Source organism: Kineococcus sp. NPDC059986 (genome assembly GCF_040702905.1).
Lineage (GTDB): Bacteria > Actinomycetota > Actinomycetes > Actinomycetales > Kineococcaceae > Kineococcus.
This window is the reverse complement of the sequence record NZ_JBFBND010000031.1, coordinates 13,183-38,006: the sequence shown is the minus strand read 5'-3', so window position 1 is coordinate 38,006 and position 24,824 is coordinate 13,183. Positions and strand designations below refer to the sequence as shown.

The 24,824-nt window shown below is 72.7% G+C and carries 29 protein-coding genes and 1 pseudogene; 10 read left to right on the top strand and 20 right to left on the bottom strand.

Features of this window, described 5'->3' with window-relative positions; translation table 11 throughout:
• Window positions 1-80: 80 nt before the first annotated feature.
• The 11 genes from purU to AB0637_RS19330 form a co-directional block, all read right to left on the bottom strand.
• A complete protein-coding gene (purU, locus tag AB0637_RS19380) occupies window positions 81-932 on the bottom strand; it encodes a formyltetrahydrofolate deformylase (protein WP_366174321.1) in 852 nt (283 codons plus the stop codon).
• Window positions 933-941: 9 nt separating this feature from the next.
• Window positions 942-2,315, bottom strand: coding sequence for an L-serine ammonia-lyase (locus AB0637_RS19375; protein WP_366174320.1), 1,374 nt, complete (start codon window positions 2,313-2,315; stop codon window positions 942-944).
• 4 nt (window positions 2,316-2,319) lie between these two features.
• Complete coding sequence (locus AB0637_RS19370; protein ID WP_366174319.1) at window positions 2,320-4,800, bottom strand: FAD-dependent oxidoreductase; 2,481 nt, start codon at window positions 4,798-4,800, stop codon at window positions 2,320-2,322.
• A gap of 70 nt (window positions 4,801-4,870) precedes the next feature.
• Window positions 4,871-5,464 (bottom strand): sarcosine oxidase subunit gamma family protein, encoded by a 594-nt coding sequence (locus AB0637_RS19365; RefSeq protein WP_366174318.1) that lies wholly within the window; start codon window positions 5,462-5,464, stop codon window positions 4,871-4,873.
• A complete protein-coding gene (locus tag AB0637_RS19360; protein ID WP_366174317.1) occupies window positions 5,457-8,348 on the bottom strand; it encodes a 2Fe-2S iron-sulfur cluster-binding protein in 2,892 nt (963 codons plus the stop codon). Before AB0637_RS19360 ends, AB0637_RS19365 begins: the two co-directional genes overlap by 8 nt.
• Window positions 8,345-8,623, bottom strand: a complete 279-nt coding sequence (locus tag AB0637_RS19355) for a sarcosine oxidase subunit delta (protein WP_366174316.1) — start codon at window positions 8,621-8,623, stop codon at window positions 8,345-8,347. Before AB0637_RS19355 ends, AB0637_RS19360 begins: the two co-directional genes overlap by 4 nt.
• 13 nt (window positions 8,624-8,636) lie before the next feature.
• Window positions 8,637-9,842 carry a sarcosine oxidase subunit beta family protein gene (locus AB0637_RS19350; RefSeq protein ID WP_366174342.1) on the bottom strand — a complete coding sequence of 402 codons (1,206 nt, stop codon included), beginning with the start codon at window positions 9,840-9,842 and terminating at the stop codon, window positions 8,637-8,639.
• Between the two features lie 92 nt (window positions 9,843-9,934).
• Window positions 9,935-11,275: a serine hydroxymethyltransferase gene (gene glyA / locus AB0637_RS19345; RefSeq protein WP_366174341.1), complete on the bottom strand. Its 1,341-nt coding sequence runs from the start codon at window positions 11,273-11,275 to the stop codon at window positions 9,935-9,937.
• Between the two features lie 80 nt (window positions 11,276-11,355).
• The gene (locus AB0637_RS19340; RefSeq protein WP_366174315.1) at window positions 11,356-12,018 is read right to left on the bottom strand and encodes a Pr6Pr family membrane protein; all 663 of its coding nucleotides are present in this window, start codon (window positions 12,016-12,018) and stop codon (window positions 11,356-11,358) included.
• 39 nt (window positions 12,019-12,057) lie between these two features.
• Complete coding sequence (locus tag AB0637_RS19335; RefSeq protein ID WP_366174314.1) at window positions 12,058-12,789, bottom strand: hypothetical protein; 732 nt, start codon at window positions 12,787-12,789, stop codon at window positions 12,058-12,060.
• Entirely contained in the window at window positions 12,786-13,328 is a 543-nt protein-coding gene (locus AB0637_RS19330) for a sigma-70 family RNA polymerase sigma factor (RefSeq protein ID WP_366174313.1), read from the bottom strand. The genes AB0637_RS19335 and AB0637_RS19330 overlap by 4 nt, the downstream gene beginning before the upstream one ends.
• A gap of 74 nt (window positions 13,329-13,402) precedes the next feature.
• Here AB0637_RS19330 and AB0637_RS19325 point away from each other — a divergent pair, with 74 nt between their 5' ends.
• Window positions 13,403-13,966, top strand: a complete 564-nt coding sequence (locus tag AB0637_RS19325; RefSeq protein ID WP_366174312.1) for a cysteine hydrolase family protein — start codon at window positions 13,403-13,405, stop codon at window positions 13,964-13,966.
• Window positions 13,967-13,988: 22 nt separating this feature from the next.
• On the opposite strand, the gene AB0637_RS19320 is transcribed toward AB0637_RS19325, so the two are convergent.
• Window positions 13,989-14,762 (bottom strand): helix-turn-helix domain-containing protein, encoded by a 774-nt coding sequence (locus AB0637_RS19320; RefSeq protein WP_366174311.1) that lies wholly within the window; start codon window positions 14,760-14,762, stop codon window positions 13,989-13,991.
• 90 nt (window positions 14,763-14,852) lie between these two features.
• Here AB0637_RS19320 and AB0637_RS19315 point away from each other — a divergent pair, with 90 nt between their 5' ends.
• The gene (locus tag AB0637_RS19315) at window positions 14,853-16,343 is read left to right on the top strand and encodes an MFS transporter (RefSeq protein ID WP_366174310.1); all 1,491 of its coding nucleotides are present in this window, start codon (window positions 14,853-14,855) and stop codon (window positions 16,341-16,343) included.
• 5 nt (window positions 16,344-16,348) lie between these two features.
• Here AB0637_RS19315 and AB0637_RS19310 read toward each other — a convergent pair whose 3' ends face one another.
• Window positions 16,349-16,699 (bottom strand): hypothetical protein, encoded by a 351-nt coding sequence (locus AB0637_RS19310; protein ID WP_366174309.1) that lies wholly within the window; start codon window positions 16,697-16,699, stop codon window positions 16,349-16,351.
• Window positions 16,696-17,109, bottom strand: coding sequence for an alpha/beta fold hydrolase (locus AB0637_RS19305; RefSeq protein ID WP_366174308.1), 414 nt, complete (start codon window positions 17,107-17,109; stop codon window positions 16,696-16,698). The genes AB0637_RS19310 and AB0637_RS19305 overlap by 4 nt, the downstream gene beginning before the upstream one ends.
• A gap of 205 nt (window positions 17,110-17,314) precedes the next feature.
• Here AB0637_RS19305 and AB0637_RS19300 point away from each other — a divergent pair, with 205 nt between their 5' ends.
• From AB0637_RS19300 to AB0637_RS19290, 3 genes are read left to right on the top strand one after another with little or no spacing between them, the layout of a single operon-like run.
• Window positions 17,315-17,809 carry a GNAT family N-acetyltransferase gene (locus AB0637_RS19300; protein ID WP_366174307.1) on the top strand — a complete coding sequence of 165 codons (495 nt, stop codon included), beginning with the start codon at window positions 17,315-17,317 and terminating at the stop codon, window positions 17,807-17,809.
• Window positions 17,806-18,336 (top strand): SET domain-containing protein-lysine N-methyltransferase, encoded by a 531-nt coding sequence (locus AB0637_RS19295; protein ID WP_366174306.1) that lies wholly within the window; start codon window positions 17,806-17,808, stop codon window positions 18,334-18,336. Before AB0637_RS19300 ends, AB0637_RS19295 begins: the two co-directional genes overlap by 4 nt.
• Window positions 18,333-18,818, top strand: coding sequence for a GNAT family N-acetyltransferase (locus AB0637_RS19290; protein WP_366174305.1), 486 nt, complete (start codon window positions 18,333-18,335; stop codon window positions 18,816-18,818). Before AB0637_RS19295 ends, AB0637_RS19290 begins: the two co-directional genes overlap by 4 nt.
• Before the next feature lie 22 nt (window positions 18,819-18,840).
• On the opposite strand, the gene AB0637_RS19285 is transcribed toward AB0637_RS19290, so the two are convergent.
• Window positions 18,841-19,497 carry an HAD-IA family hydrolase gene (locus AB0637_RS19285; protein ID WP_366174304.1) on the bottom strand — a complete coding sequence of 219 codons (657 nt, stop codon included), beginning with the start codon at window positions 19,495-19,497 and terminating at the stop codon, window positions 18,841-18,843.
• Complete coding sequence (locus AB0637_RS19280) at window positions 19,494-19,934, bottom strand: PH domain-containing protein (protein ID WP_366174303.1); 441 nt, start codon at window positions 19,932-19,934, stop codon at window positions 19,494-19,496. Before AB0637_RS19280 ends, AB0637_RS19285 begins: the two co-directional genes overlap by 4 nt.
• Window positions 19,935-20,004: 70 nt before the next feature.
• On the opposite strand from AB0637_RS19280, the gene AB0637_RS19275 reads away from it, so the two are divergent.
• Both AB0637_RS19275 and AB0637_RS19270 read left to right on the top strand, forming a co-directional pair.
• Window positions 20,005-20,523, top strand: a complete 519-nt coding sequence (locus AB0637_RS19275) for a hypothetical protein (RefSeq protein WP_366174302.1) — start codon at window positions 20,005-20,007, stop codon at window positions 20,521-20,523.
• A gap of 19 nt (window positions 20,524-20,542) precedes the next feature.
• Window positions 20,543-21,218, top strand: a pseudogene (locus AB0637_RS19270) (tyrosine-protein phosphatase).
• Window positions 21,219-21,224: 6 nt separating this feature from the next.
• Here AB0637_RS19270 and AB0637_RS19265 read toward each other — a convergent pair.
• Window positions 21,225-21,713: a GNAT family N-acetyltransferase gene (locus AB0637_RS19265; RefSeq protein WP_366174301.1), complete on the bottom strand. Its 489-nt coding sequence runs from the start codon at window positions 21,711-21,713 to the stop codon at window positions 21,225-21,227.
• Between the two features lie 84 nt (window positions 21,714-21,797).
• Here AB0637_RS19265 and AB0637_RS19260 point away from each other — a divergent pair, with 84 nt between their 5' ends.
• Complete coding sequence (locus AB0637_RS19260; protein ID WP_366174300.1) at window positions 21,798-22,334, top strand: AAA family ATPase; 537 nt, start codon at window positions 21,798-21,800, stop codon at window positions 22,332-22,334.
• A gap of 20 nt (window positions 22,335-22,354) precedes the next feature.
• Window positions 22,355-22,864, top strand: a complete 510-nt coding sequence (locus tag AB0637_RS19255; protein ID WP_366174299.1) for a hypothetical protein — start codon at window positions 22,355-22,357, stop codon at window positions 22,862-22,864.
• 30 nt (window positions 22,865-22,894) lie between these two features.
• On the opposite strand, the gene AB0637_RS19250 is transcribed toward AB0637_RS19255, so the two are convergent.
• The 3 genes from AB0637_RS19250 to AB0637_RS19240 are packed head-to-tail and all read right to left on the bottom strand — an operon-like array spanning window position 22,895 to window position 24,257.
• Entirely contained in the window at window positions 22,895-23,608 is a 714-nt protein-coding gene (locus tag AB0637_RS19250; protein ID WP_366174298.1) for a WYL domain-containing protein, read from the bottom strand.
• 31 nt (window positions 23,609-23,639) lie between these two features.
• Entirely contained in the window at window positions 23,640-24,050 is a 411-nt protein-coding gene (locus AB0637_RS19245) for a nuclear transport factor 2 family protein (protein ID WP_366174297.1), read from the bottom strand.
• 51 nt (window positions 24,051-24,101) lie between these two features.
• Window positions 24,102-24,257, bottom strand: a complete 156-nt coding sequence (locus AB0637_RS19240; RefSeq protein ID WP_366174296.1) for a hypothetical protein — start codon at window positions 24,255-24,257, stop codon at window positions 24,102-24,104.
• 30 nt (window positions 24,258-24,287) lie between these two features.
• Here AB0637_RS19240 and AB0637_RS19235 point away from each other — a divergent pair, with 30 nt between their 5' ends.
• The gene (locus tag AB0637_RS19235) at window positions 24,288-24,812 is read left to right on the top strand and encodes an N-acetyltransferase (protein WP_366174295.1); all 525 of its coding nucleotides are present in this window, start codon (window positions 24,288-24,290) and stop codon (window positions 24,810-24,812) included.
• Window positions 24,813-24,824: the final 12 nt, after the last annotated feature.

The following is a 24,824-nucleotide window of genomic DNA, read 5'->3' as shown; positions in this document are numbered from 1 at the left end:
CCTCGACGACCTCGAACGGACCACGGTCGCCACCCGCACGGAGGACGGACACCGGGAACGCGTCGGGCCGTCGCAGGGGGTCACCGGAACACGACGGTGCTGTGCCCGTTCAGCAGGACCCGCTGCTGGCAGTGCCACTTCACCGCACGGGACAGCGCCAGCGCCTCCGCGTCCCGGCCCACCGTGGCGAGCGCGGTGGGGTCGTAGGTGTGGTCGATGCGGATGACCTCCTGCTCGATGATCGGGCCCTCGTCGAGGTCGGGCGTGACGTAGTGGGCCGTCGCGCCGACGAGCTTCACACCGCGGTCGAACGCCTGGTGGTAGGGCTTGGCCCCCTTGAAACCGGGCAGGAACGAGTGGTGGATGTTGATGGCCCGGGCCCGCAGCGCACGGCAGGCGTCGTCGGACAGGACCTGCATGTACCGCGCGAGGACGACGAGGTCGGCGTCGTGCTCGGTGACGAGTTCCAGCAGCCGCGCCTCCGCCTCGGGTTTGGTCGCCGCCGTCACCGGGACGTGGACGAACGGCAGACCCGCCGCCTCGGCCATCGGCCGCAGGTCCTCGTGGTTCGACACGACGGCGACGATGTCGCCGCCGAGGCTGCCGGACCGCCAGCGGAACAGCAGGTCGTTGAGGCAGTGCCCCATCTTCGACACCATGACGAGGATGCGCGGGGTGCGGTCGCCGCCGATCTGGAAGTCCATGTCGTACGAGGACGCCGTGGCGCCGAACTCCTGCGACATCCGGGCGACGTCGATGTCCCCCGAGACGGTGCTGAACGCCGTCCGCGAGAAGAACCTGCCGCTGCGGGCGTCGTCGAACTGCTGGTGCTCGGTGATGTCGCACCCGTGCTGGTACACGAAGGACGTGACGGCGTTGACGATGCCCGGCCGCTGGGCGCAACTGAGGGTCAGGACGGCATTGCTGGTCATGGCTGCTCCTCAGCACTCGACGATGTTCAGGGCGAGACCGCCGCGGGCGGTCTCCTTGTACTTGTCCTTCATGTCCGCGCCCGTCTCCCGCATGGTCTTGATGGCCTTGTCGAGGGTGACGTGGTGCTTGCCGTCGCCACGGACGGCCATCCGCGCGGCGGTGATGGCCTTGATGGACCCGACGGCGTTCCGCTCGATGCAGGGGATCTGCACGAGACCGCCAACCGGGTCGCAGGTGAGACCGAGGTTGTGCTCGATGCCGATCTCCGCGGCGTTCTCGACCTGCTGGGGAGTTCCGCCGATGATCTCGGCCAGACCGGCCGCGGCCATGGAACAGGCGGACCCCACCTCGCCCTGGCACCCGACCTCGGCGCCGGAGATGGAGGCGTTCTCCTTGAAGAGGATCCCGATGGCGGCCGCGGTGAGCAGGAACCGCACGACGGCGTCGTCGTCGAAACCGTCGAGGAACATCGCGCCGTAGTGCAGGACGGCCGGCACGATGCCCGCGGCTCCGTTCGTGGGCGCGGTGACGACGCGACCACCCGCCGCGTTCTCCTCGTTGACCGCGAGGGCGAACAACGTCACCCACTCCATGGCGCGCAGGGGGTCCCGCTCGTCGGCGTCGCTCTCGAGGCGCTCCTTCAGCGCCGCCGCGCGGCGCCGTACCTTCAGGCCGCCCGGGAGGGTTCCGGTCGTCGCCGCGCCCTTGTCCACGCACTCCTGCATGACCGACCAGATGTGCAGCAGGCCGCTGCGCACCTCCTCCTCCGGACGACGGACGAGCTCGTTGGCGAGCATCACGTCGCTGATCCGCAGCCCGGTGCGCTCGGTGATCGCCAGGAGCTGGTCACCCGTGGTGAACGGGTGCGGAACGGGCGTGGAGTCCGGCACCAGGACCGGCCGGCCCGCTTCGTCCTCGTCGAGGACGAAACCCCCGCCGACGGAGTAGTACTCCCGCCGGGCCACCTCGGCCCCGGCGGCGTCGACGGCCGTGAAGAGCATCCCGTTGCTGTGGAAGTCCAGGCGCTTGCGGCGGTGCAGCACGACGTCGTCGTCGACCGAGAAGTCGATCTCGTGCTTGCCGCCCAGGCTCAGCCTGCCCGTCGTGCGGACCGTCTGCACCATCGGGTCGGCGGCGACGGGGTCGACGAGGTGGGGTTCCTCACCGGCCAGGCCGAGGACGACGGCCTTGACGCTGCCGTGGCCGTGGCCCGTCGCGCCGAGGGAGCCGAACAGTTCGCAGCGCACGGCGGCGACGTCGGACAGGGTTCCCTCCGCGAGCAGCCGCTGGACGAAGAGGAACGCCGCCTTCATGGGGCCCACGGTGTGCGAACTGGACGGCCCGATCCCGACCTTGAAGAGGTCGAAGACGCTGATGCTCACGGGGTCAGCCGCGGATCCGCTGCATCTCGGGGTCGACGAGCGGTTCGGCCGTGACCGTGGCCGCGACCCGGCGCCCGAAGTACTCGATCTCGACGGAGGTCCCCACCGCGGTCGACGCGACGGGCAGCCAGGCGTAGGCGATCGGCTTGCCGATCGTGTGCCCGAACGCCGCGCTCGTCACGTAGCCCTGGACCTGACCGTCCACCGAGACCGGTTCGGACCCCAGCACCACGCTGGTCCCGTCGTCGACGGTGAGGCACGTCAGCTTGCGCGAGACCGTGTCCTCGCTGACGCCCTCGAGCGCGGGACCGCCGCGGAAGGAGTCCAGCGGGGACCGGACGGCGAAGCCGAGGCCCGCTTCGTACGGGTTGTGCTGCCCCGTCACGTCGGTCCCCCAGGACCGGTAGCCCTTCTCCAACCGGAGGCTGTTGAAGGCCGCGCGCCCGGCGGCGACGACGCCGAACTCCTGTCCGGCCTCGAACAGCACGTCCCAGAGCCGGCCGGCGACCTCGGCGCTGACGTAGATCTCCCAGCCCAGTTCCCCGACGTAGGACAACCGCATCGCGGTCACCGGGACGCCGCCGATCGTGGCGTTCTTGCTGCGGAAGTACTTCAGGCCCTCGTTGGTGAAGTCGTCGGTCGACAGCTTCTGCACGACGCGGCGGGCGTCCGGACCCCACAACCCGATGCAGGCGGTGCCACCGGTGGTGTCACGCACCTGGACGGGCCCGAACTCGTCGGCGTACCGCGCGGCCTGCTGCTCGAGGAACACGTCGTCCTGGTGGCCGTTGGCGCCGACCTGGAACACGTCGGCGCCGAGGCGGGCGACGGTCACGTCGCTGCGGACGCCACCGTCCTCCTCGAGGAAGAGCGTGTAGGTGACGGACCCGACGGACTTGTCCATCTTGGAGGTCGTGAGGCGCTCCAGGAGCGCGACGGCACCCGGCCCGGAGACCTCCAGGCGCTTGAGCGGCGTCATGTCGTACATCGCGACGGCGGTCCGGGTCTTCCACGCCTCCACCGCGGCCACCGGGGAGTGGAACTGGGCGGCCCAGGGTTCGCGGGCCGGCGGCTGCCACTCGGCGGGGAGTTCCTCGAGCAGCGCGGCGTTGGCCTCGTACCAGTGCGGCCGCTCCCAGCCCGCCGACTCCAGGAACACGGCGCCGAGGTCGCGCTGGCGGGAGTGGAACGGGCTGACCCGGACGTCGCGGGGAGACGTGCGGGGCTGCAGCGGGTGCAGGACGTCGTAGATCTCGACGAAGTTCTGCTGCGAGGTCTCGCTGACGTAGCTCTCGGCGAGCTGGACCTCTTCGAAGCGGTGGACGTCGAGGCCGTGCAGGTCGTACTCGGAGAACCCGTCGACGAGCGTCTGGGCCAGCGCCTTCGCCACCCCGGCGGAATGGGTCACCCAGACCGCTTCGGCGATGAGGAAACCCGCGACGTCGCGCGACTCACCCACGAGGGAACCGCCGTCGGGGGTGAAGGAGAAGATCCCGTTGAACCCCTCCTCGACCTTGGTGCCGCGCAACGCGGGCAGCAGGTCCTGGCTGTCCTCCCAGCTCGACGCGAAGTCCTCCTCGGTGAACGGCAGCATCGACGGCATGGCCGCCGCGGTGACCTCGCCCTCGGGGAGTTCGTCGAGGCGGACCGGCATGGGCCGGTGGGCGTAGGAACCGATGCCGATGCGGTCGACGTGCTCGCGGTAGTAGAGGTCCTCGTCCTGGTGGCGCAGGATGGGCAGCGAGGCCTCGGAGAGCTCGGAGTTCCTGCCCACGAGATCGGCGACCTGACCCGTCTTGGCGTACTGGTGCGCGAGCGGGAGCAGCGGCACCTTCATGCCCACGAGTTCCCCCACCTCCGGCCCCCAGAACCCCGCGCAGCTGACGACGACGTCGGCGGGCACCGTGCCCTCGGCGGTCCGGACGCCCGTGACCTTGCCGTGGGCGTGCTCGACGGCCACGACGCGCTGCAGACCGCGGAACTCGGCGCCGCGGGCGGTCGCGCGGCGCATGAGGGCGGTGACCGCGCGGTGCGCCTTGGCCAGGCCGTCGGTGCGCACGTGCAGACCGCCGAGGACCTTCTCGACGTCCAGGAGCGGGTGCAGCGCGAGGCACTCGGCCGGGCTGACCAGTTCAGCGCCCTGGACCCCCCACGACTTCGTCCACCCGAGCTTGCGCTGCAGGTCCGTGAGGCGTTCGGGGGTGGTCGCCACCTCGAGCCCGCCGACCTGGTTGAAGCACCACTGCCCGTCCACGTCGAGGCTCTTGAGCTTCTCGACCGTGTACTGCGCGAGGTGGGTCATGGTCCGCGAGGAGTTCGTCTGGAACACGAGCCCGGGGGCGTGGGAGGTGGACCCGCCCGCCAGCGGCAGCGGCCCCTGGTCCAGGACGGTCACCCGCGTCCAGCCCCGCTCGGTCAGCTCGTCGGCCAGGTTGGCGCCGACGATGCCGGCACCGATGATCACCACGCGTGGGGTCGTGCTCATGGGGGAACTCCTCCTCCGCCGGCTGGTTCCGGCTGGTCGGTCGTCGGGCGGTGCGGGGACGGGGCGTGGATCAGCCGAGCGGCCGGAACTCCAGGCACGCGTCGGCCAACCAGGCCGCCAGGTACCCCGCGAAGGACGTGCGGACGAGCACCTCGAAGTCGTCCCCCCGCTCGGACAGGGCCAGCAGGACGACACCCGCCTGCGACAGGGACACCTGCGCGCACGACCCGGGCGGGAAGGACCGCGGGTCGACGTCGAGCGACGTCCCGGACCGCAGGACGTCCCGGGCGTGCGGACCGTTCAGGCGCAGGACGACGCGCTGCGCGGAGACGTCCGTCGCGGCGCCCCCCACCGGCGCGAGGCGGGTTCGCAGCGACGCCTCGAGGTCCCACGGCGCGGCGTGCTCGTCCAGGACGAGCCACTCGTCAGGGCCGAGCCAGAGCACCTTGCCGGAACCCGTGGCGACCCAGGTGTTCGAGCGGGTGGGCAGGTCCACCCCGAGCTGCTCGGCGGCGGCGCGGGCCGCCGCGCTGCCGGAGGCCGCCCGCACGACGACCATCGCGACGAACGGGCGCACGCTCACGTGGCCCGCGGTGAGTTCCCGCAACTGCTCCGGGTCCGCGAACGGGTGGGTGCGGGCGAGGGCGGGGGTCGTCTCAGCCATCGCGGCGAGCTCCTTCGGGGTCGACGACGACGGGGCCGGTCACCTCGACGGCCACCAGGCGGTCGCCGACGGGGACGTGCAGGGTCTCCCCGTGCCGCGCCGATCCGCCCTTGAGGAGGGCGAGGGCGAACGGCCTCTCGAGGAAGGCGCTGCGGTAGCTGGAGGTGACGTGGCCCAGCATGGGCACGGGGGGCGGGGGCAACTGCCCGTCCGCCTGGAAGTCCACGACCTGGGACCCCTCGGGGAGCACCGTGTCCCGGTCCACCGGGAGCAGGGCCACGAGCTGCTTGCGGTCCGGACGCTGGTTCTCGGCGCGGGCGAAGGACCGCTTGCCGATGAAGTCCGGCTTCTTCTTCGACACGACCCACGACATCCCCAGGTCCTGCGGGGTGACGGTGCCGTCGGTGTCCTGGCCGATGATCGGGTACCCCTTCTCGGCGCGCAGGACGTGCATCGTCTCGGTGCCGTAGGGCGTGATGCCGAACCGCTCACCGGCCGCGACGAGCCGCTCCCAGACGGCCGCCGCGTACCAGCCGCTGACGTGCACCTCCCAGGCCAGCTCACCGGAGAAGCTGATGCGGGCCAGCCGCACCGGGACGCCCTCGAACTCGACGTCGCGCCACGCCATGAACTCGAACGCCTCGGCGGAGGCGTCGATCCCGAACACCTCGGCGACGACGTCGCGCGAGCGCGGCCCGACGACGGGGAAGGCCGCCCACTGCTCGGTGACGGAGGCGAGGTGCACGCGCAGCTCGGGCCACTCCGTCTGCAGCCACTCCTCCATCCAGTCCAGGACCTTCGCGGCCCCACCCGTGGTGGTCATCACGAGGAACCGGTCCTCGGCCACCCGCAGGACGGTGCCGTCGTCGAGGACCATGCCGTCGGCGCCGCACATGACGCCGTAGCGGACCTTGCCGACCTTGAGCGAACTCATGAGGTTCGTGTAGAGGCGGTCGAGGAACTCGCCCGCGTCGGGGCCCTGGACGTCGATCTTGCCCAGGGTGGACCCGTCGAGGATCCCGACGCCGGACCGGACGGCGGCGCACTCCCGCAGGACGGCGGTCTCCATGTCCTCCCCGGCCAGCGGGTAGTACCGGGGACGCTTCCACTGCCCGACGTCCTCGAAGACGGCGCCGTGCAGCACGTGCCAGTCGTGCACGACCGTGGTGCGCACCGGGTCGAACAGTTCGCCGCGGTCGCGGCCGGCGAGCGTCGCGAACGCCACCGACGTGTAGGGCGGCCGGAACGTGGTGGTCCCGACGGCCTCCGGCCCGCGTCCGAGGAGCTGGGACAGGATCCCCGTGGCCACGATGCCGGACGTCTTGCCCTGGTCGTGGGCCGTGCCGATCGTCGTGTACCGCTTGACGTGCTCGGGGGAACGGAGCCCGGCGCCGACGGCGCGTTCGACGTCCGCGACGGTGGCGTCGCGCTGGACGTCGACGAACTGCCGACTGGAGTCGCCGGAGGGGTCCGGGACGAACCAGAGCAGCTCCGGCGCGAGGGTCGGGAACGGACGCGCGGCCACCGGCAGGTCGTCGGTGGCGGCGGCCTCCAGACCCATCCGCTCGAGCGCGGAACGGGTCTCCTGACGAGCCTGGAGGAGGGCCCCCTCGAGGGTGAACTCGCCGCGGGCGGCGCCCACGACGGTCAGGCCCTGGAGGTCCTCGGCCGGCATGAACGCCCCGAGGCCCGCGTCGAACCGCAACCGGCCCCGCGCCTGGCTGAACAGGTGGACGGCGGGGTTCCACCCACCGCTGACGAGCAGCAGGTCGCACTCGACCTCGGCGGTCGCCCCGGCGTTCGGCTCGCCGCCGTGCGGGGCCACGAGGGCGGCGCTGACGCGCTCGACCCCGCGGGTTCCCGTGACGACCGCGCCGGTGCGCACCGGGACGTTCCGCGCCGCGAGTTCGGCGGCCCACTCCGCCGGCGCCTGCTCACGGACGTCGACGACGGCCGCGACCTCGACCCCGGCGTCGGCCAGGTCGACGGCAGCGGCGTACGCCGAGTCGTTGGTCGTGAAGACGACGGCGCGCGAACCCGGCAGGACGCCGTAGCGGTGCAGGAACGTGCGGGCGGCACCGGCCAGCATGGTGCCCGGGCGGTCGTTGTCGGTGAAGACGACGGGCCGCTCGTGGGCACCCGTCGCGACGACGACGTGCCCGGCGCGGATGCGGTGCACCCGCTGGCGCGAGACGTTCTCGGGCGCCTGGCCACCGAGGTGGTCGGTGCGGCGCTCGACGGCCAGCACGAAACCGTCGTCGTAGACGCCGAACGCGGTCGTGCGCTGCAGGTGGACCACGTCCGGGTGCTCGGCGAGCTCGGCGGTGGCGCGGGCGACCCACTCCACGCCGGGGGCGCCGTCCAGGAGGTCCTTCGTGCCGAGGAGGGAGCCCCCGGCCTCGGACTGCTCGTCGACCAGGGCCACGCGGGCCCCGGAGCGGGCCGCGGTCAGGGCGGCCTGCAGACCGGCCGGGCCGGCACCGACGACGAGGACGTCGACGTGGTGGTGCAGGGAGTCGTAGCGGGCGGTGTCGGCGACCTCGGCCAGCCGGCCCTGCCCGGGGATCCCCTCGACGGACAGCCCGTCGAACACCTCGACGGTCGTCGCGAGCAGCATCGGCTCGGGGAAGGGTTCCTCGACCTGCAGGAGCCCGCCCGGGTCCTCCGCCCACGCGGCGCCGATGCCGCGGGGGCGCCCGAGCTTGATGCTGGTGCCGGTCTGGTGCCGGCCGTGCGCCAGCAGCGCCGAGGCGACGGTGTCTCCGGGGTGCGCCGTCAGCGTCTCGCCGCCGAAGCGGAACTCGACCACGCGGTCGCGGTCGATGCGGCCACCGGACTCCGTGCGGAACGGGGCGGTGCCCTGGGGGGCGGCGTGGGTACTCACCGGTCCACCGGTCCCTTCTCCTGCGGTGCGTAGACGGTCGTGAACTGGTAGGTGACGGTGTCGCGCTCGGCGTTGAACCACCGGCGGCAACCGGCCGCGTGCGACCAGCGCTCGCGGAACAGGCCCTTGGTGTTGTCCCGGAAGAACAGGTACTCGGCCCACTCGCGGTCGTCCAGGGCCGATGGGTCCTGCGGGTAGGCGACGTGCGCCTGCCCGCCGTAGTGGAACTCGATCTCCTCGCGCGGCCCGCACCACGGGCACTCGATCAACTGCACGTCTGCACCCCTCTCAGTGGGCCACGGCGGCGGCGCCGTGCTCGTCGACCAGTCGACCCGTCACGAACCTGTCGAGCGTGAACGGGGCGTTGTACTGGTGCGGCTCGTCGTGGGCGATGGTGTGGGCGAAGGTCCAGCCCACACCCGGGGTCGCCTTGAACCCGCCGGTCCCCCAGCCGCAGTTCAGGTAGACGTTGTCGTACGGCGTCTTGCCGACGATGGGCGAGGCGTCCGGCGTGACGTCGACGATCCCGCCCCACGTGCGCAGCAGGTGCGCCCGGGCGAAGACGGGGAACAGTTCGACGGCCGCCGCCATCTGCCGCTCGATGATGTGGAACGCGCCGCGCTGGCCGTAGCCGTTGTAGGAGTCCACACCGGCGCCCATGACGAGTTCGCCCTTGTGCGCCTGGGACACGTACACGTGGACGGCGTTCGACATGACGATCGTCGGGTGCACGGGTTCGAGGAGTTCGGAGACCAGCGCCTGCAGCGGGTGCGACTGGATCGGGACCCGGATCCCGAGCTTGTCGGTGAGCACCGACGTCGAACCCGCCGAGGCGAGCGCGACCTGGCCGCAGGCGATGTCGCCCTTGGTCGTGCGGACCCCGACGACGCGGTTGCCCTCGCGGATGAAGTCGGTGACCTCGCAGTCCTGGATGAGGTCGACGCCGGCCTCGGAGGCGCGACGGGCGAAACCCCACGCGACGTAGTCGTGCTTGGCGATCCCCGCGCGCGGCTGGTACGTCGCCCCGAGGACGGGGTAGCGGATGTCGGAGGAGGTGTTGACGATGGGGCAGATCTTGCGGACCTCGTCCGGTTCGACCCACTCGGCGTCGATCCCGTTGAGGCGGTTGGCCTCCACGCGGCGCACGGAGTCGCGGACGTCCTGCAGCGTGTGGGCGAGGTTGAGGACGCCGCGCTGGCTGAAGAGGATCGGGTACTCGAGGTCCTCCTCGAGTCCCTCCCACAGCTTCAGGGAGTGCTCGTAGATCCCGGCGGACTCGTCCCAGAGGTAGTTCGACCGGATGAGCGTGGTGTTGCGGGCCATGTTGCCGCCCGCCAGCCAGCCCTTCTCCAGCACGGCGACGTTCGTGATGCCGTGGTTCTTGGCGAGGTAGTGCGCCGTGGCCAGGCCGTGGCCCCCGCCGCCGACGATGACCACGTCGTAGGACTTCTTGGGGTCGGGCGAGCGCCAGAGGAAGTCGGGGTGCTCCGGCAGGTGCGCGCCGGGGGTGCGCGGGGACGCGGTCTCCGGTGCGGGGGTGTGGGGAACGGCGTCGTCGGGGTCGGTCGAGAACGCGTCGACGGTGGTCACGCGGTCGCCTCCTCGTGGGTGCGGGACAGGTTCCGGGACAGGCTGGGGTAGAGCGGGAAGCGGGCGGCCAGCGTCGTCACCCGGTTGCGCAGGGCGATGAGCCCCAGCGTGTCGGTCTCGGGGCGCAGGGCCGTCGCGATGATCTCGGCGACCTCCGTGAACGCCTCCTCGTCGAGGCCGCGGGCCGCCAGGGCGGGGGTTCCGATGCGGACACCGGAACTCACCATCGGCGGCCGCGGGTCGAACGGGACGGCGTTGCGGTTGACGGTGATGCCGATCTCGTGGAGGCGGTCCTCGGCCTGCTGGCCGTCGAGCGTGGAGTCGCGCAGGTCGACGAGGACGAGGTGCACGTCGGTGCCGCCGCTCACGACGGACACGCCCGCCGCGCGGGAGTCCGCCGCGGTGAGGCGGTCGGCGATGATCCGGGCACCGGCCAGGGTGCGGCGCTGGCGGTCGGCGAAGGCGGGTTCGGCCGCGAGCTTGAAGGCCACGGCCTTGCCGGCGATGACGTGCTCGAGCGGACCGCCCTGCTGCCCCGGGAACACCGAGGAGTTGAACTTCTTCGCGAGGTCGGCGGTGGCGAGGATGACACCGCCGCGGGGGCCGCCCAGGGTCTTGTGCGTCGTCGACGTCACGACGTGGGCGTGGGGGACGGGGTTCGGGTGCAACCCGGCGGCCACCAGCCCGGCGAAGTGCGCCATGTCGACCATGAGGTACGCGCCGACCTCGTCGGCGATGGCGCGGAACCGGGCGAAGTCGAGCTGGCGCGGGTAGGCGGACCAGCCGGCGATGACGAGCTTCGGACGGTGCTCGCGGGCCAGGCGCTCGACCTCGTCCATGTCGACGCGGTGGTCGTCCTCGCGCACGTGGTAGGCCGCGACGTCGTAGAGCTTGCCCGAGAAGTTCAGCTTCATGCCGTGCGACAGGTGGCCGCCGTGCGCGAGGTCGAGGCCGAGGATGCGGTCCCCCGGCGACAGCAGCGCGGCCATGACGGCGGCGTTGGCCTGGGCACCGGAGTGCGGCTGGACGTTCGCGTACTCGGCGCCGAACAGGGCCTTGAGGCGGTCGATCGCCAGCTGCTCGATGACGTCGACGTTCTCGCAGCCGCCGTAGTAGCGGCGTCCCGGGTAACCCTCGGCGTACTTGTTCGTCAGGACGGAACCCTGGGCCTCCATGACGGCCAGCGGGGCGAAGTTCTCGCTGGCGATCATCTCGAGGGTCGACTGCTGCCGGTGCAGCTCGGCCTCGATGGCGGCGGCCACGTCCGGGTCGAGGTCGGCGAGACGGCCGGAGAGGACCGGGTCGCCGGCCGGGGCCGCGGGGTGGTCGAGCTGCAGGGTCACGCCAACCTCCAGGACTGCGACTGAGTGACTGGTATATCAGTTGGCAGCACAGTAGGGCGGCGACGCGGAGGGGGTCAAGGGGTCAGGGTCCGCGGCCGGGGGCTCAGCCGGCGGTCCAGGAGGCGCAACAGGCTGAGCAGCGCCACGGAGAGCACGACGACGAACCCGACGTTCCGCAGCGCGACGGCGTACCCGAGCGCGCTGACGTCGAGGAACGGGTAGGGGTACCAGTCGACGACCGCGCCCCGGACGAGCGTGTAGACGGTCCAGCCGACGGGCCAGACGAACGCCCACCCGAACGTCCGGCCGTCGACGCGCGGTCGTGGCCCGAAGAGCAGCCAACTCGCGACGGCCAGCACGGGCGAGACGTAGTGGAACCCGGCGTTGATCCACCAGGCCACGCCCGTCGGGTGGACGTAGGGCGCGAGCACCGCCCCGAAGACGAGACCCGTCACCGTGATGCCGAGGAGGGCGTCGAGACGGACGACCCGCCAGAACCGACCGTCCCGCGCGGGGTCCAGGACGAGCGAGACCGCGGCGACGAGGACGAGCAGGTTGCTCTGGACGGTGAAGTAGCTGAGGAAGCGGACGAACCGGGTCACGACCGGCACCGGGTCGGCCTGGCCGGAGTTCGCGTCGGCGCCCCCGCCGAGCAGGAGGACCACCTGCGCGCAGAAGGCGGCGAGGACGACCAGCGCCAGGAGGGCGTGGACGGTGCGGGAGGGGCGCTGGGTCACCGGGTCATCCTGCCCCGCGCCGATTTCCACCGGCCCCGATCAGGGGAAGCCGGACTCGAGGACAGTGGCGCCCGAGGAGTCCAGAGCGCGCCAGCTGACCTGCCGCAGCTCGACGTACTCGTCTGCCCGTGCGACGGCCCACCACCGACCACCCTCGAGCTCTGCACGGACGTCCCGGCCGTCGGGCAACTGCAGCAGCACCTGGGTGACGGAGGGTGGGACGAAGCCGAAGGCGGACAGCGTCAGGTCGGAGCTGTCCCCGAGCGAACCGGCCATGAGGAAGTCCCGGGTGGGGGCCTCACCGGTACGACTGTCCTGTGAGAGCGGTCCGTCGGGCGAGACCGCCCCCACCGCTGTGACGCCCCCACCGACGATGGAGCAGAAGGACAGCTGACCGCTGACCGAGCGGTAGAGGACCGCCTCGACGTCGTCCCCCCGTCCACCCCAGAGGGGAACTGCCGCACCGGGCTCCTTCGACCGGTCGGCGCACTGCTGGGCGGCACCCTGCAGCGACTCCGGGTCGACCAGGCGCGCCGAGGACCGCGGCGGTCCTGCAGGCACGACCCGCGTCGCGTCCGTCGGCGGGTGCCACGTGACGGCCACGACGACAGCGGCGGCAGCCCCGAGACCGGCGACGACCGAGCGCCGCACCCGGCGGTGCCGCGTCCGGGAGCGCACGAGGACGACGTTGCGCTCCCAGTCGGCGGACGTCGCCTCCTCCGTGGGAAGCGCCGCGGCGTCGAGGCGCCGCTGCAGGTCGGTGGGGTTCACGAGCGCTCCTCCAGGACGACGGCGAGGGCCCGCTGGGCCCGCTGGGCCCGGGAGATCAACGACTTGGCGGTCCCGACGGGGACGTCGAGGGCGTCGGCCACCTCCGCGACGGGCAGGTCGATCCAGTAGCGCAGGACGAGCGCCTCCCGCTGGCGGGCGGGGAGGGAACGGACGGCGACGAGCAGTTCGTCGACGCGGGCCGCGGCCACGACGGCGTCCTCGGCCGACGCGTGGGTCCGCGGGACGTCTCCGGGGGTGCGGCGGACGACGCGCAGGTGCCGCAGCCGGGAGTTCACGAGGTTCACCGTCGTCCGGCGCACGTAGGCGAGCGCCGCGGCGGGGTCGCGCAGCCGGTTCCCGTGCTGGTGCAGGCGCACGAACGCCTCCTGCGCGCCGTCCTCGGCGTCGTCGGCGCCGAGGAGCTGCGCCAGGCGGACCGTCGCGCGGAAGTGGCGGACGAAGAGCGCCTGGTAGGCGTCCTCCCCGTGGTGGTCCCCCGTCTCGGCGACCAGCCCCGCGGCCGCTCCTGCTGTTCTCACACCCCCTGGACGCCTCACGCGGCGAAACGTTGCACACCTTCCCCGTGTCGGACCGGACGCCTAGGGTCCGGGGCATGACGACGTTCACCGACCGTCCCGGCTCCGCCCTCCTGGTGATCGACGTGCAGCGCGGCGTGATGGCCGCCAGCGTCGAGAGCGACCGCGTGGTGGGGACCATCGCGCGCCTGGTCGAGAAGGCCCGCGCGGCGGACGTCCCCGTCGTGTGGGTGCAGCACTCCAGCGAGGAGCTGCCGCTGGACAGCGAGGTCTGGCAGTACGTCCCCGAACTCGTCGCCGCCGAGGGGGAACCGGTGGTGCGCAAGACGTACGGGGACTCCTTCGAGGACACGGAGCTCGAGGAGGTGCTCGCCGCCCGCGGTGTCGGCCGCCTCGTCGTCGCCGGGGCGCAGACGGACGCGTGCATCCGCTCGACGCTGCACGGCGGGTTCACCCGCGGGTACGACGTGACGCTCGTGACCGACGCCCACACGACGGAGGACCTGTCCGAGTGGGGCGCTCCCCCGCCCGAGCAGGTCGTCGCGCACACGAACCTCTACTGGAGCTTCCAGCGCGCCCCCGGCCGGATCGCGGAAGCCGTCCCGAGCGACGAGGTCGACCTCGTGGGCGCAGCCGGCTGAGGTTCCCGCCCGAGGTCGTTCCTCAGCCGCGGGCCTGCAGCCGCAACCCGGACAGCAGGAGGTCCAGGCCCGCGCGGAACTGCTCGCCGTCGTCGTGGGTGGCGAACTCGTCCAGGACGAAGTGGACGAAGGGGAACTGCTCCACGTCCAGGGCGCGCCAGTGCTCGACGTGCTCCTCGAGCCCGCTGTCCCGTTCGGGACCGTCGGAGGTGGGCTGGCGGCCGAGGTCCGCGGCCGTCCCGACGACGAAGCCCAGGACCGCCGAGACGGCCTCGAAGCTCTGCCGCGGCGGTAGCCCCAGGCGCATCACCTGTTGGCCGAGGCGTTCGTACAGGAGCATGCCGTTCGGCTGCTGCTCGGTGTTGCCGAGGAAGCGGGCTCCCAGCCACGGGCGGACGACGACGGCGTCGAAGAAGGCCACCGCGAGCGCGCGGACGTCGTCGAGGGGGTCCTCGGCGTGGGTCCGGCCCTCGGTGGCCGCGAGCACCGAGGCGATGACGTGGTCGCCGGCGAGGTCGACGAGCTCGTCCTTGCCCGAGACGTACCAGTAGATGCTGCCGACCCCGCCGCCGAGGCGGGCCGCCAGCGCGCGGAAGGTCAGCGCCGACTCCCCCGCCTCGTCGAGCAGGGCGACGGCCTCGCTGACGACGGACTCCAGCGAGTGCGAGGCGCGCCGCCGGACCGCTCCCTCCGCCCGCGCGCCGGTGGGCCTGCTGCCGGGACCGCCCGTGCGGCCGCGCCCGACGTCGCCGGGTCGCCGTCGGGGAGGTGTCCGCGCGTCTGCCATGCCGCTCATCCCACCACACCCTGGACAACGGACCGAACGTCGTTCTATATTACCGAACGTCGTTCGATACCGGGCGGCACCACCGAGAGGAGAGACGCCGTGAACCCCACCCCTGGACCCTCGACGCCGACCACGGCGTCCACCTACACCTCGCTGCGCGCCGCGTGGATCCCGCTGCTCGCGCTCTGCCTGGCCTTCTTCGTCGAGATGGTCGACAACACCCTGCTGACCATCGCGCTCCCGACCATCGGCCGGGACCTCGGCAGCGGGACCACCGCGCTGCAGTGGGTCACCGGCGCCTACTCGCTGACCTTCGGCGGGTTGCTGCTGACCGCGGGCTCGGCCGCCGACCGGTTCGGCCGGCGGCGGGTGCTGGTCATCGGCCTGACCGCCTTCGGGGCCGTGAGCCTGTTCGCCGCGGCCGTCACGACTGCCGGTGAGCTCATCGCCCTGCGCGCCGCCCTCGGCGTCGCGGCCGCGGCCATGGCACCGATCACCAACTCGCTGGTCTTCCGCCTCTTCGAGGAGGAGGCGCTCCGCATGCGCGCCATGACGGCGATGATCGTCGTCGGCATGAGCGGTTTCGTGCTCGGCCCGCTGCTCGGCGGCACCGCGCTGGCCCACGTCGGCTGGCAGTGGCTGCTCCTCGTCAACGCCCCGATCGCCCTGGTCGCCGTCATCGGCGTGCGCCTCGGCGTCCCCGCCGACCGTCGCGAGGACCTCACCGGCGACGCTCTGGACCTGCCCGGCGCGGCGCTGTCCATCGCCACCATCGGCTTCGCCTGCTACGCCCTCACCAGCGGCATCGAGCACGGCTGGACCTCGCTGATCACGATCGGTTCGGCGCTGGGCGCGGTCGGCGCGCTCCTCGCGTTCGTCCGACGCGAGCGGACCGCCGCCCAGCCGATGCTGGACCTCGCCCTGTTCCGCGACGGGACCGTCCGCGGTGCGGCCGTCGCCCAGGTCGGCACCTCGATCGCCATGGCCGCGGTGATGTTCAGCCTGATCCTGCACTTCCAGTACGCCTACGGCTGGAGCCCGGTGCGCGCCGGTCTGGCGAACCTCCCGCTCATCCTGACGATGATCGTGGCGACGCCGGTCTCCGAGAAGCTCGCCCACCGGTTCGGGCACCGGACCGCCTGTCTCATCGGAGCCGGCCTGCTGGCCGCGGCCCTCGCCGGTCTCGCCGTCGGTGTGGACCACGGCTACCCCGTCATCGCCGCCTGCATGGTCGTGCTGACCGTGGGCCTGCGGACGGTCATGACGATCTGCGCGGTCGCCCTCGTCAGCGCCGCCCCGGCGAACCGCACCTCGCTCGCGGCATCGCTGAACGACACCGCCCAGGAGGTCGGCACCAGCGTGGGCACCGCGGTCGTCGGCACCCTGATCGCCGCACTCGTTTCGGCCACCCTGCCGGCGGGCACCTGGAGCGCCGAGCTCGTCCAGTCGTTCTTCCACGGCGAGCGCATCGCCTTCACGGTGCTGGCCGTCGTCGTCGGGGTCGTCGCCGGCCTGGGCGCCTCGTCCCTGACGAACTCCCGCAGCACGGAGGAACCCGCCGCCGCGGAGCCGGTCGGTTCGCCCGCCTGAGGACGTCAGGCGGTGGGGACCTCCTCCGCCAGCCAGGCCCGCAGGGCGGTGGCGATCGCCCGGGGGGAGTCGTGCGGGAGGAAGTGCGTGCCCGGCACGACGACCTCCCGCTGGCGCGGCCACCGGCGGCACGTGTCCAGCACCGCGCCGGTGACGACCGCTCCGGGTTCGCCCCGGACGAGCAGCTTCGGCAGGGGGCTGTCCGCCATGAACTCTGCTCCGGCCGCCACCCGGTCGTGGACCTCGGACGGGTCGCCGTCGATGGGGATCTGCCGGGACCAGGTGAGCATCGCCCGCCGGTCCTCCCCCGCCACCGCGAACGGACGGCGGTAGGCGTCGAGCTCCGCCGGCGTCAAGGTCCGCTGCGTGCCCGCCTGCAGGACGCCTCGACGAAGAGGTTCTCCTGCAGCACCATCCGCTCCCCGTCCGGACCTCGCAACGCCCCGAACAACTCCGGGTCCGGCCCGGTCCCCTCCCGCCACGACACGGGCACGACGCCCGCCTCCGAGTACGCGAGACCACGGACGGCGCCGGGGTGCCGGCGGGCCCAGTCCACGGCCAGCACACCGCCCCAGTCGTGGCCGACGAGCACCACGTCCCGGTCCAGGCCGAGCGCCTCGAGGGCAGCGTCCAGGTACCGCGCGTGCTCAGCGAACCCGTAGCGCGCGTCCCCGGTTCCGGGCAGCCGGTCCGAGTCCCCATCCCGATCAGGTCGACGGCCGTGCAGCGGTAGGCGTCGGACAGGTCGGCGACGACGTCGGCCCACAGCAGCGACGTTGTGGGGTTGCCGTGGAGGAACAGCACGTCGCGACCGCTCCCCGCCCGGCGGTAGGCCATGCGGTGACCGAGGACGTCGACGTGGGGCGGCTGCACCCCGCCACCCTCTCGCGACCGGGCGTCCCGGGACAGCCCCTCGCGGAACTCCCGGAACTCCGTTGAAGCCTGCGACCGAGGGCTCCTACGCTCGACGGGTGCAGCGCGGGACCAGTGTTCGCCACGCCCGGCCCGCCGACGCCCCGCAGATGGCGCGGGTGCACGTCGACGGCTGGCGGCAGACCTACCGGGGCGCGGTGCCGGACGCGGTGCTGGACGATCCCGGACTCCTCGCGTTCCGGGAGCGCTTCTGGCACGGGGCCCTCACCGACGAGCGGTGGGCCCGGAACGTGGTCGCCGTCGCCGAGTGCGGCGGCACCGTCGTCGGGATCGCCATGGCGGGTCCGCCGCAGGAACCCGAGGCGTCGTGGCGGGTGCTGTTGCACGTCCTCTACGTCGACGCCGCCCACCACGGGTCGGGCGCGGCGGCGGAACTGCTGGACGCCGTCGTGGACCCGTCCGCTCCCGCGGCCCTCTGGGTCGCCGATCCGAACCCCCGGGCCCAGGCGTTCTACCGCAAGCACGGGTTCTCCCCCGACGGTCACGGGAGGACCGAGGACGGGGTCCGGGAACTGCGGTGGGTGCGGCCGTGACCCCGGAACTCCACGGTCTCGAGTGCTGGCTGGACCCGCTCGTCCGCGTGGGCCGATCCGTCATCGAGGGGGAAGGTCTCTTCGCGACCGCGCCGTTCCCGTGCGGCACGGTGCTCAGCCGGTTCGGGGGTCGCCTGGTGACGGACGCGGAACTGCGTGACCTCCTCACCGAGGCCGCGAGCACGGGGAGCTACGTCGACACCCTCTCCCTGCACCCCGACCAGAACCTGGTCCTGCCGCCCGGGTCGGCCCAGCACGCCGGGAACCACGGGTGCGACCCGAACACCTGGTGGGTCGACCCCTGCCTCGTCGTGGCCCGCCGAGACCTCGACGCCGGGGAGGAACTGACCCTGGACTACGCCACCATCACGGACGACCCCGAGTTCGCGATGGCGTGCTCGTGCGGGTCGGCGTCCTGCCGCGGTCGGGTGACGGGGTCCGACTGGTGCCTCCCGCACCTGCGGGAGGCCTACGGGGAGCACTGGGTGCCGGTGCTGCGGGAACGCATCGCGGGGTGGCGACCGTGACGGACCTCGTTCAGGCCGGGCTCCGCCGCGCGACCCCGGCCGACGCACCTGCGCTCGCCGACCTCAACGACCACGTGCAACTCCTGCACGCGGGTGCTCGCCCCGACCAGTTCTCCACCGTGGACCACGCCGCGGCGCAGGAGTTCTTCACCTCGATCCTGGCGGACGCAGAGACCCTGGCGTGGCTCGCGGACCACGATGGGAGGCCGGTCGGCTACCTCTACGCGGTCGAGGTCCACCGCGCCGCGAACCCCTTCACGACCGAGCTGCACACCCTCTACGTGCACCACCTCGCCGTCGCTCCCACCGCCCGCCGGCTCGGGGTGGGTTCTGCCCTGCTCCGGGCGGCGGAGGAGCACGCCCAGGGTGCGGGCCTCAGTGGCCTGCGGCTGGACAGCTGGTCCTTCAACTCCGAGGCGCACGCCTTCTTCCGGCTGCTCGGGTTCGAGCCCTTCCAGACGCGGTTCGCGCGCGACCTCTGAGAGGTTGCTCGGTCGGGCCGAGTCACCCACCTCGTTCGCGCCAGGCGCGCAGGTGGGGTTCGACGTCCGACAGACCTGGCACGACCACGTCCGCCTCGGCGAGCTGCTCCGGCGCGTGCGACGTGGTCACCGCGACGACGGACATGCCCGCACGACGAGCGGCCTGCACCCCCGCCGGCGCATCCTCGACGACCAGGCAGCGGTGGGGTGGAACCCCCGCATCCGCCGCAGCCGACAGGTACCCCTCCGGGTCGGGTTTCCCGCGGCGGACGGCGTGGCCGTCGACGAGCAGCTCGGGAACCGGCAGGCCACCTGCGCGCAGACGGGCCCGGACCGTCGAGGCCTCGCCGGACGTGACGATCCCCCACGAACCCGGTGTCAGCGTGGCCAGCAGCGGAGCCGCGTCGGGGAACACGGGGAACACGTCACCGAGTTGGCGGACGAAGCTCTTCAGCCGCAGGTACTCGGCCTCGGCCTCGAGCTCCGGAGCGACCTCGGCGACGGTCTCCGCCGGACGACGTGCGTGCGTGGCCGCCCACACCACGTCGACGTCCAATCCGTGCAGCAGAGCCCACCGGTCCCAGACATGCCGGTAGGCGCGGTGGGAGTCGACGAGGACCCCGTCGACGTCGAACAGCACGAGTCGTTCCGGTCGGGCCGTCGTCGTTCGGCGGTTCACGACAACCTCCCTCCCGCATCCCACACCCGCTGCTCGCACTCCCGGCACAGCCGTTCCAACCGCCGGTTGCCACCGGAGAACGCGAACCCGGCCACGGCCGGCATCACGACCTCGGTGCCGTTCGTCCGGCGGACGGCGAGGCTCACGGTGTCGAGCGAGCTGGCCGAGTCCAGCGCCGTCAGCTCGACGGCCGCGACCTCCGTCCAGGGCACCCGGTGCGTGCGGGCGTAGCCGACGTAGGTCAAGCGCTCGTCCGACAGCCGGACGTGGCTGACGAGGGCACGAGTCCCCGTGCAGAAGGCAGCGGCGAAGATCACACCACCCCCGATCAGTCCCCCGGGACTGTGGTCCTCGACCAGGATCGTCGTGGCCAGGGCCGCGAACACGAACCAGAGCCCCGCCAGCACCCACGACCACGGGCCCTTCGTCCACGTCACGGTCGACCATCCTGGCACTCGAGGCGCCGGTTCCGAGCCGTTCCGGCGCGAGGTCCGGCACCATGGTCGGGTGCTCCTCGACGACGTGTGGCCGGTGCGAGGCGTCCGGGTGACCGGGCCCGTCCTCGACCTCGTGGTCCCCGACGAGGGGCGCCTGTCCGAACTCGCGGCCCTGGCCGCCGACGGCGTGTACGACCCGCAGAACCGGTACCTGCCGCGGTCCCCGGTGGCGGGGTGGGAGGGAGGGGAGCCGCTCGAGGCGCAACGGTCCTTCCTGCGCTACGTCTGGGCCGCGTCGGCCGACTGGTCGCCACGGCGGTGGAACCTGGTGCTCGCCGCCGTCGTCCGGGATCGATGCGTCGGCGTGCAGGAGTTCGGGGCGACGGACTTCTCGGTGGTTTCACGCGCTCTGGGGTACCAGCCCAACGGCACCACCGTCCGGGTGTGGCGTGGACAACGGCACGAACAGGTGGACCTCGTCCTGCACCGCCGCGACTGGGTCGCTCCGGAGGGAGTGGCCACCAGTGGCCTGAGCGACGACGCGCGCCGGTTCTTCGACGCCCCGCGCCGCACGGACGAGGAGACCTGACGCCGGTAGGTTCAGTGGAGTGGACCGCGCCGAACCCGTCCGCACCCGAGGACTCCTGCCGGGGTTCCCCAACTCGGCGGACCTGGGCGGTCTCCCCCTCCCCGGCGGCCTGCGGACGCGGGACCGCCGGCTCCTGCGGGCCGACACGCCGGATCGACTCCTCCCCGCCGAACGCGCGGTCGTCACGTCCTTCGGCCTCACCGCCGTCCTCGACCTGCGGTCCGAGCACGAACTCCTGGACCACCCGCACCCGCTGGCAGCCACGGCCGGGTACCAGTCCCTCCCACTGATCGACCCCGTGGCCGAGGCCGGGGTGGACGTCCACCGTCTGCCCGGCCTGGGCGCGGTCTACGCCAGCAGCTTGCGGCGCAACGCGAAGAACATCGCCGCGATCTTCCGCGCCTTGGCGCTGGCTCCGACGGGCCCTGTCCTGGTCTCGTGCCGTGCAGGACGCGACCGGACCGGCATGGTGGTCGGCACTGCTCCTCGACCTCGCCGGGGTGTCCCGGGACCTCGTCGTCGAGGACTACGTCCAGGTGCCGGCCAGGTCGGAACACCGGGTTCCGGACGGAGCCGACATCCGGCAGATGCTCGACCACGTCACCACGGAGCACGGGTCGACGCGCGGGTACCTGCGGTGGCTGGGCCTGGCGGAGGAGGACGTGACCGCCCTCCGGTCTCGACTCCTGCCCTGAGGGCGGTCACGCGAACCGGCGCGTGAACAGGCGTTCCGGCCGCCCCGCTGAGCCCCGCACCTCGATCCGCTCCGTCCCCACCCAGAACGACCTCTCGTAGAGGGCGATGGCCCGCGCGTTGTCGGCGATGACCCACAACTCACCCCGCTCGAAGGACCCGGCGCGGGCACGCGATCCCACGCCGTCCAACAACGCCGGCGCCACCCCGGAACCCCATGCCGAGGGATCGGCGGCCAGGTAGCGGACCTCCAGGACGTCCCCCTGCGGGACGAGGACGCAGAACCCCACGATCGTCGCTCCGCGCCGGGCCACGAGCAACGACGCACCCGCCTCGCCCAGCGCCTGCTGGACGCCGACGAGCTTGTCCGCGAGGGACGGGACCGAGGGCAGACCGTCGCGGACAGCGGTCGCGCGCGCCCAGACACCGGCGGCCTCGCGCTGAGCGGCGAGGCCGACGCCGGGCTCGACCACGAGGGGGACGTCTCCGCGGTGCACCGGCCCAGCATGCCGGTTCCCGTCGGCTGCGACGTCGACGGAACTCCGTTGGTCCTCCGCGGGCGGGCGGGTGGAGAGGACGTCATGTCCCGCCTGCTCGTCATCGCCGGACCCCCCGGGGCCGGGAAGACGACCGTCAGCACGCTGGTGTCCGCACGCCTCACCCCGAGCGTCCTGCTGCGCGGCGACGCCTTCTTCCGCTTCCTGGACCAGGGGGCCCAGGAGCCCTGGCGTCCCGAGGCGGAGGAGCAGAACCGGACGGTGGTCCGGGCGTCCGGGGCGGCCGCCGGGCAGTTCGTCAAGGGTGGGTACGAGGCGGTCTTCGACGGGGTCCTCGGGCCCTGGTTCCTCCCGACCTTCCTCGCGGCGACAGGACTGGACGCCGTGCACTACGCCGTGCTCCTGCCCAGTGCGGACCGCTGCGCGCGGAACGTGGCCGCGCGGGAGGGCCACGACCGGGACGAGCCCGGGACCCGCTCCGTGCACCGGCAGTTCGAGATCTCACCCCTCGACGACCGCCACCTGGTCGACCCGGTGGGCTCGCCGGAGGAGGTGGCCGCCGTGGTCGCAGCCCGCTACGACCGCGGGGAGTTCGTCCGGGGAGCACGTGACGACGTCTGACCTCGACCTACCCTGAGCACGTGCCTCCCGAACGCCTGCACGCCGGCCCGAACCTCCGCGGGCTCGACGGCGAACTCGTCCTGGTCGACGTCGACTCCCGGGACGCCGCGCTCGCGGCGGTGCGTGACCTCCCGGCCCACGGTGCCGGGTTCGGGGTGCTGCTCGCCTGCGACGCGAGCGCCTGGTCCGTGGACGAGGTCAGCGCCCTGGTGCGTCCCGCGCTGCTCGCCGGGATGCACTGGTTCTCGGCGTGGGGGCCGGGGTGCGAACGGGTCCACGACATCGTCGACGGCGATGTCGTGGACCTCGGACTGGACGAACCCGACCAGGGCGACGTTCCGTTCGGGGGCCACGTGATGACCACCTGGCACGACGACGAACCCCTGGCGGAGACGCTCGAGTTCTTCTGGACCTGCTCGTCGCCCTCCGGTGACCAGACGGACAGCGGACTGCGTCTGGTCCTCACCGTCGGGCTGCCCGCCGCCGCCGACGAGGTCCGTGGTGCGGCGCAACGGCTCGACGACCCCTGACCGGGAGAACCGGACGGGCAGGAGTTGTCCTCAACCGAGGGGCCGCGTCGCCCACCTCGCCTGGTCCGCCTCCAGCAGCGCGGGATCGCGCGGCGGCGCAACCTCGTCGAGGACCTCCAGCCGCCGGATCGCCTCGATGCGGAAACCCCGGATCCCCTCGCGCAGGCGGCACCAGCCGACGAGCAACCAGGCGTCGCCGCCGCGCAGCAGCCCCGTGCACTCGACGTCCCGGACGGTGGGGTCCGGCGAGGCGCTACCGCCCTCCTCGCCTCCGGCGTAGGTGATCCGGACGACGCGGCGGGCGGCGATCACGTCGGACAGCAGGGCCAGGGGGACGTCGGGGTCCACTGCGGCGGAGGTGTCGATGACGCGCACCGAGGCGAGGACCTGCTGCACGGATGCGCGGTGCTCGTCCGGCAGGACGGCGTCGATCTTGGCGCGGGCGCGGCGTGCGGCGCTCTGGTACGGCGAGGAGTCGAGCAGTCCCAACCCGGCCAGCACCGCCAGGGACTCGGCGGCCGTCAGGTTCAGGGGCGGCAGCGAGTACTCGCGCAGGATCGAGTACCCGCCCGCGACCCCGTGGTCGGCGTAGAGGGGAACCCCGGCCACCTGGAGGGAGGCGATGTCGCGTTCGACGGTCCGCGTGGACACCCCGAACTCCCGGGCGAGCCGCGCCGCGGCCACCGGACGTCGCGCTCCGCGGAGCAGGTCCACCAGCGCGTACTGCCGTTCGGCACGTTTCACCCACCCAGCCTGCCAGGGGCCCCGCCGCACCTCAGCTCCGCATGCTGCGCTGCCCGCCGACGGACCAGACCCGGCGGACGCGACCGTCCGCGCCGAAGTCGAACACGTCCACCCCACCCACGAGGAGTTCGCCGGCCCGCATGTCCCACAGCAGCCGGCCGTGCTCGCCGTCGACAGCGTGCGCGACGGACGTGAAGACGACGCCGGGGTGCTGTCCGTGCCACCACTGCAGGTACCGGGCGAAGTCCTCGGCCGACCGGATGTCGTCGGCGGGGGTGGACCCGTCGGGTTCTGTGACCGCGAAGTGGATGCGGAAGTCGTCGGCACAGATCCGTCGGGCGAGGTCGCCCTCACCGTTCCACATGGTGAGCCACTGGTCGAGGGCCTGCCGGGCGGTGAGGTCGGTCGCAGTGTTCCCGGCGTTCCCGGTGTTCGTGGTCATGCGGAGCAGTCTTCGCGCCGTCCCCGACAACGGTGTGTCGGAGTTCGAGGATCAGCTCGCGAGCGCGTCCCGTGGCGGGATGCCGTCGAACGTGCCGCGGTGGGTCCCGCGGCCGCGCAGGCGGACCGCGACCGGGCCGGACCCGGTCACGCCGGCGGCGACGAACTCGCCGAGCTCGTCGTGGGCGCGGGGAGAACTCGCTTGCACCTCGGCGACGTCCGGCGCTGGGATGTCCCCGTGATCGTCCGTCCCGAGGAACCCCGCGACCACGACGCCGTGGCCGCCGTCCACCGTGCGGCGTTCGGTGAGGAGGGCGGGACGGTTGCCGCCGTCGTCGAGGGGTTGCGGCCGGGGCGGCCGGAGTCCCTCGTCGCGGAGGTCGACGGCGCCGTCGTCGGGCACGTGATGACCGGCCGGAACCTCCTCGACGCCCCGCCCCGGCTCGTCGACGTGGGCGTGCTGTCGCCGCTGGGCGTCCTGCCGGAGTTCCAGCGCCAGGGCATCGGAACGGCTCTCGTCGCGGCCGTGCGCGAAGCTGCCGCGGGGCGAGGCTGGCCGGCGCTGTTCCTCGAGGGGGACCCGGCCTACTACGCGGGACGGGGTTTCCACGCGGCCGGGGAGCTGGGGTTCCGCCGTCCCTCGCTGCGCATCCCGGCCGCCGCCTTCCAGGTCGTCCTGCTGGACGGCTGGGAGGACTGGATGACGGGGACCCTCGTCTACGACCGGGTGTTCTGGGACCTGGACGCCGTCGGCCTGCGTTGAGACCGGGGAACG

Coding starts and splice junctions, on each gene's coding strand:
- purU (WP_366174321.1), bottom strand. CDS start 932: ATGACCAGCAATGCCGTCCTGACCCTCAGTTGCGCCCAGCGGCCGGGC.
- AB0637_RS19370 (WP_366174319.1), bottom strand. CDS start 4,800: ATGAGCACGACCCCACGCGTGGTGATCATCGGTGCCGGCATCGTCGGC.
- AB0637_RS19365 (WP_366174318.1), bottom strand. CDS start 5,464: ATGGCTGAGACGACCCCCGCCCTCGCCCGCACCCACCCGTTCGCGGAC.
- AB0637_RS19325 (WP_366174312.1), top strand. CDS start 13,403: ATGACGACGTTCACCGACCGTCCCGGCTCCGCCCTCCTGGTGATCGAC.
- AB0637_RS19320 (WP_366174311.1), bottom strand. CDS start 14,762: ATGAGCGGCATGGCAGACGCGCGGACACCTCCCCGACGGCGACCCGGC.
- AB0637_RS19260 (WP_366174300.1), top strand. CDS start 21,798: ATGTCCCGCCTGCTCGTCATCGCCGGACCCCCCGGGGCCGGGAAGACG.
- AB0637_RS19245 (WP_366174297.1), bottom strand. CDS start 24,050: ATGACCACGAACACCGGGAACGCCGGGAACACTGCGACCGACCTCACC.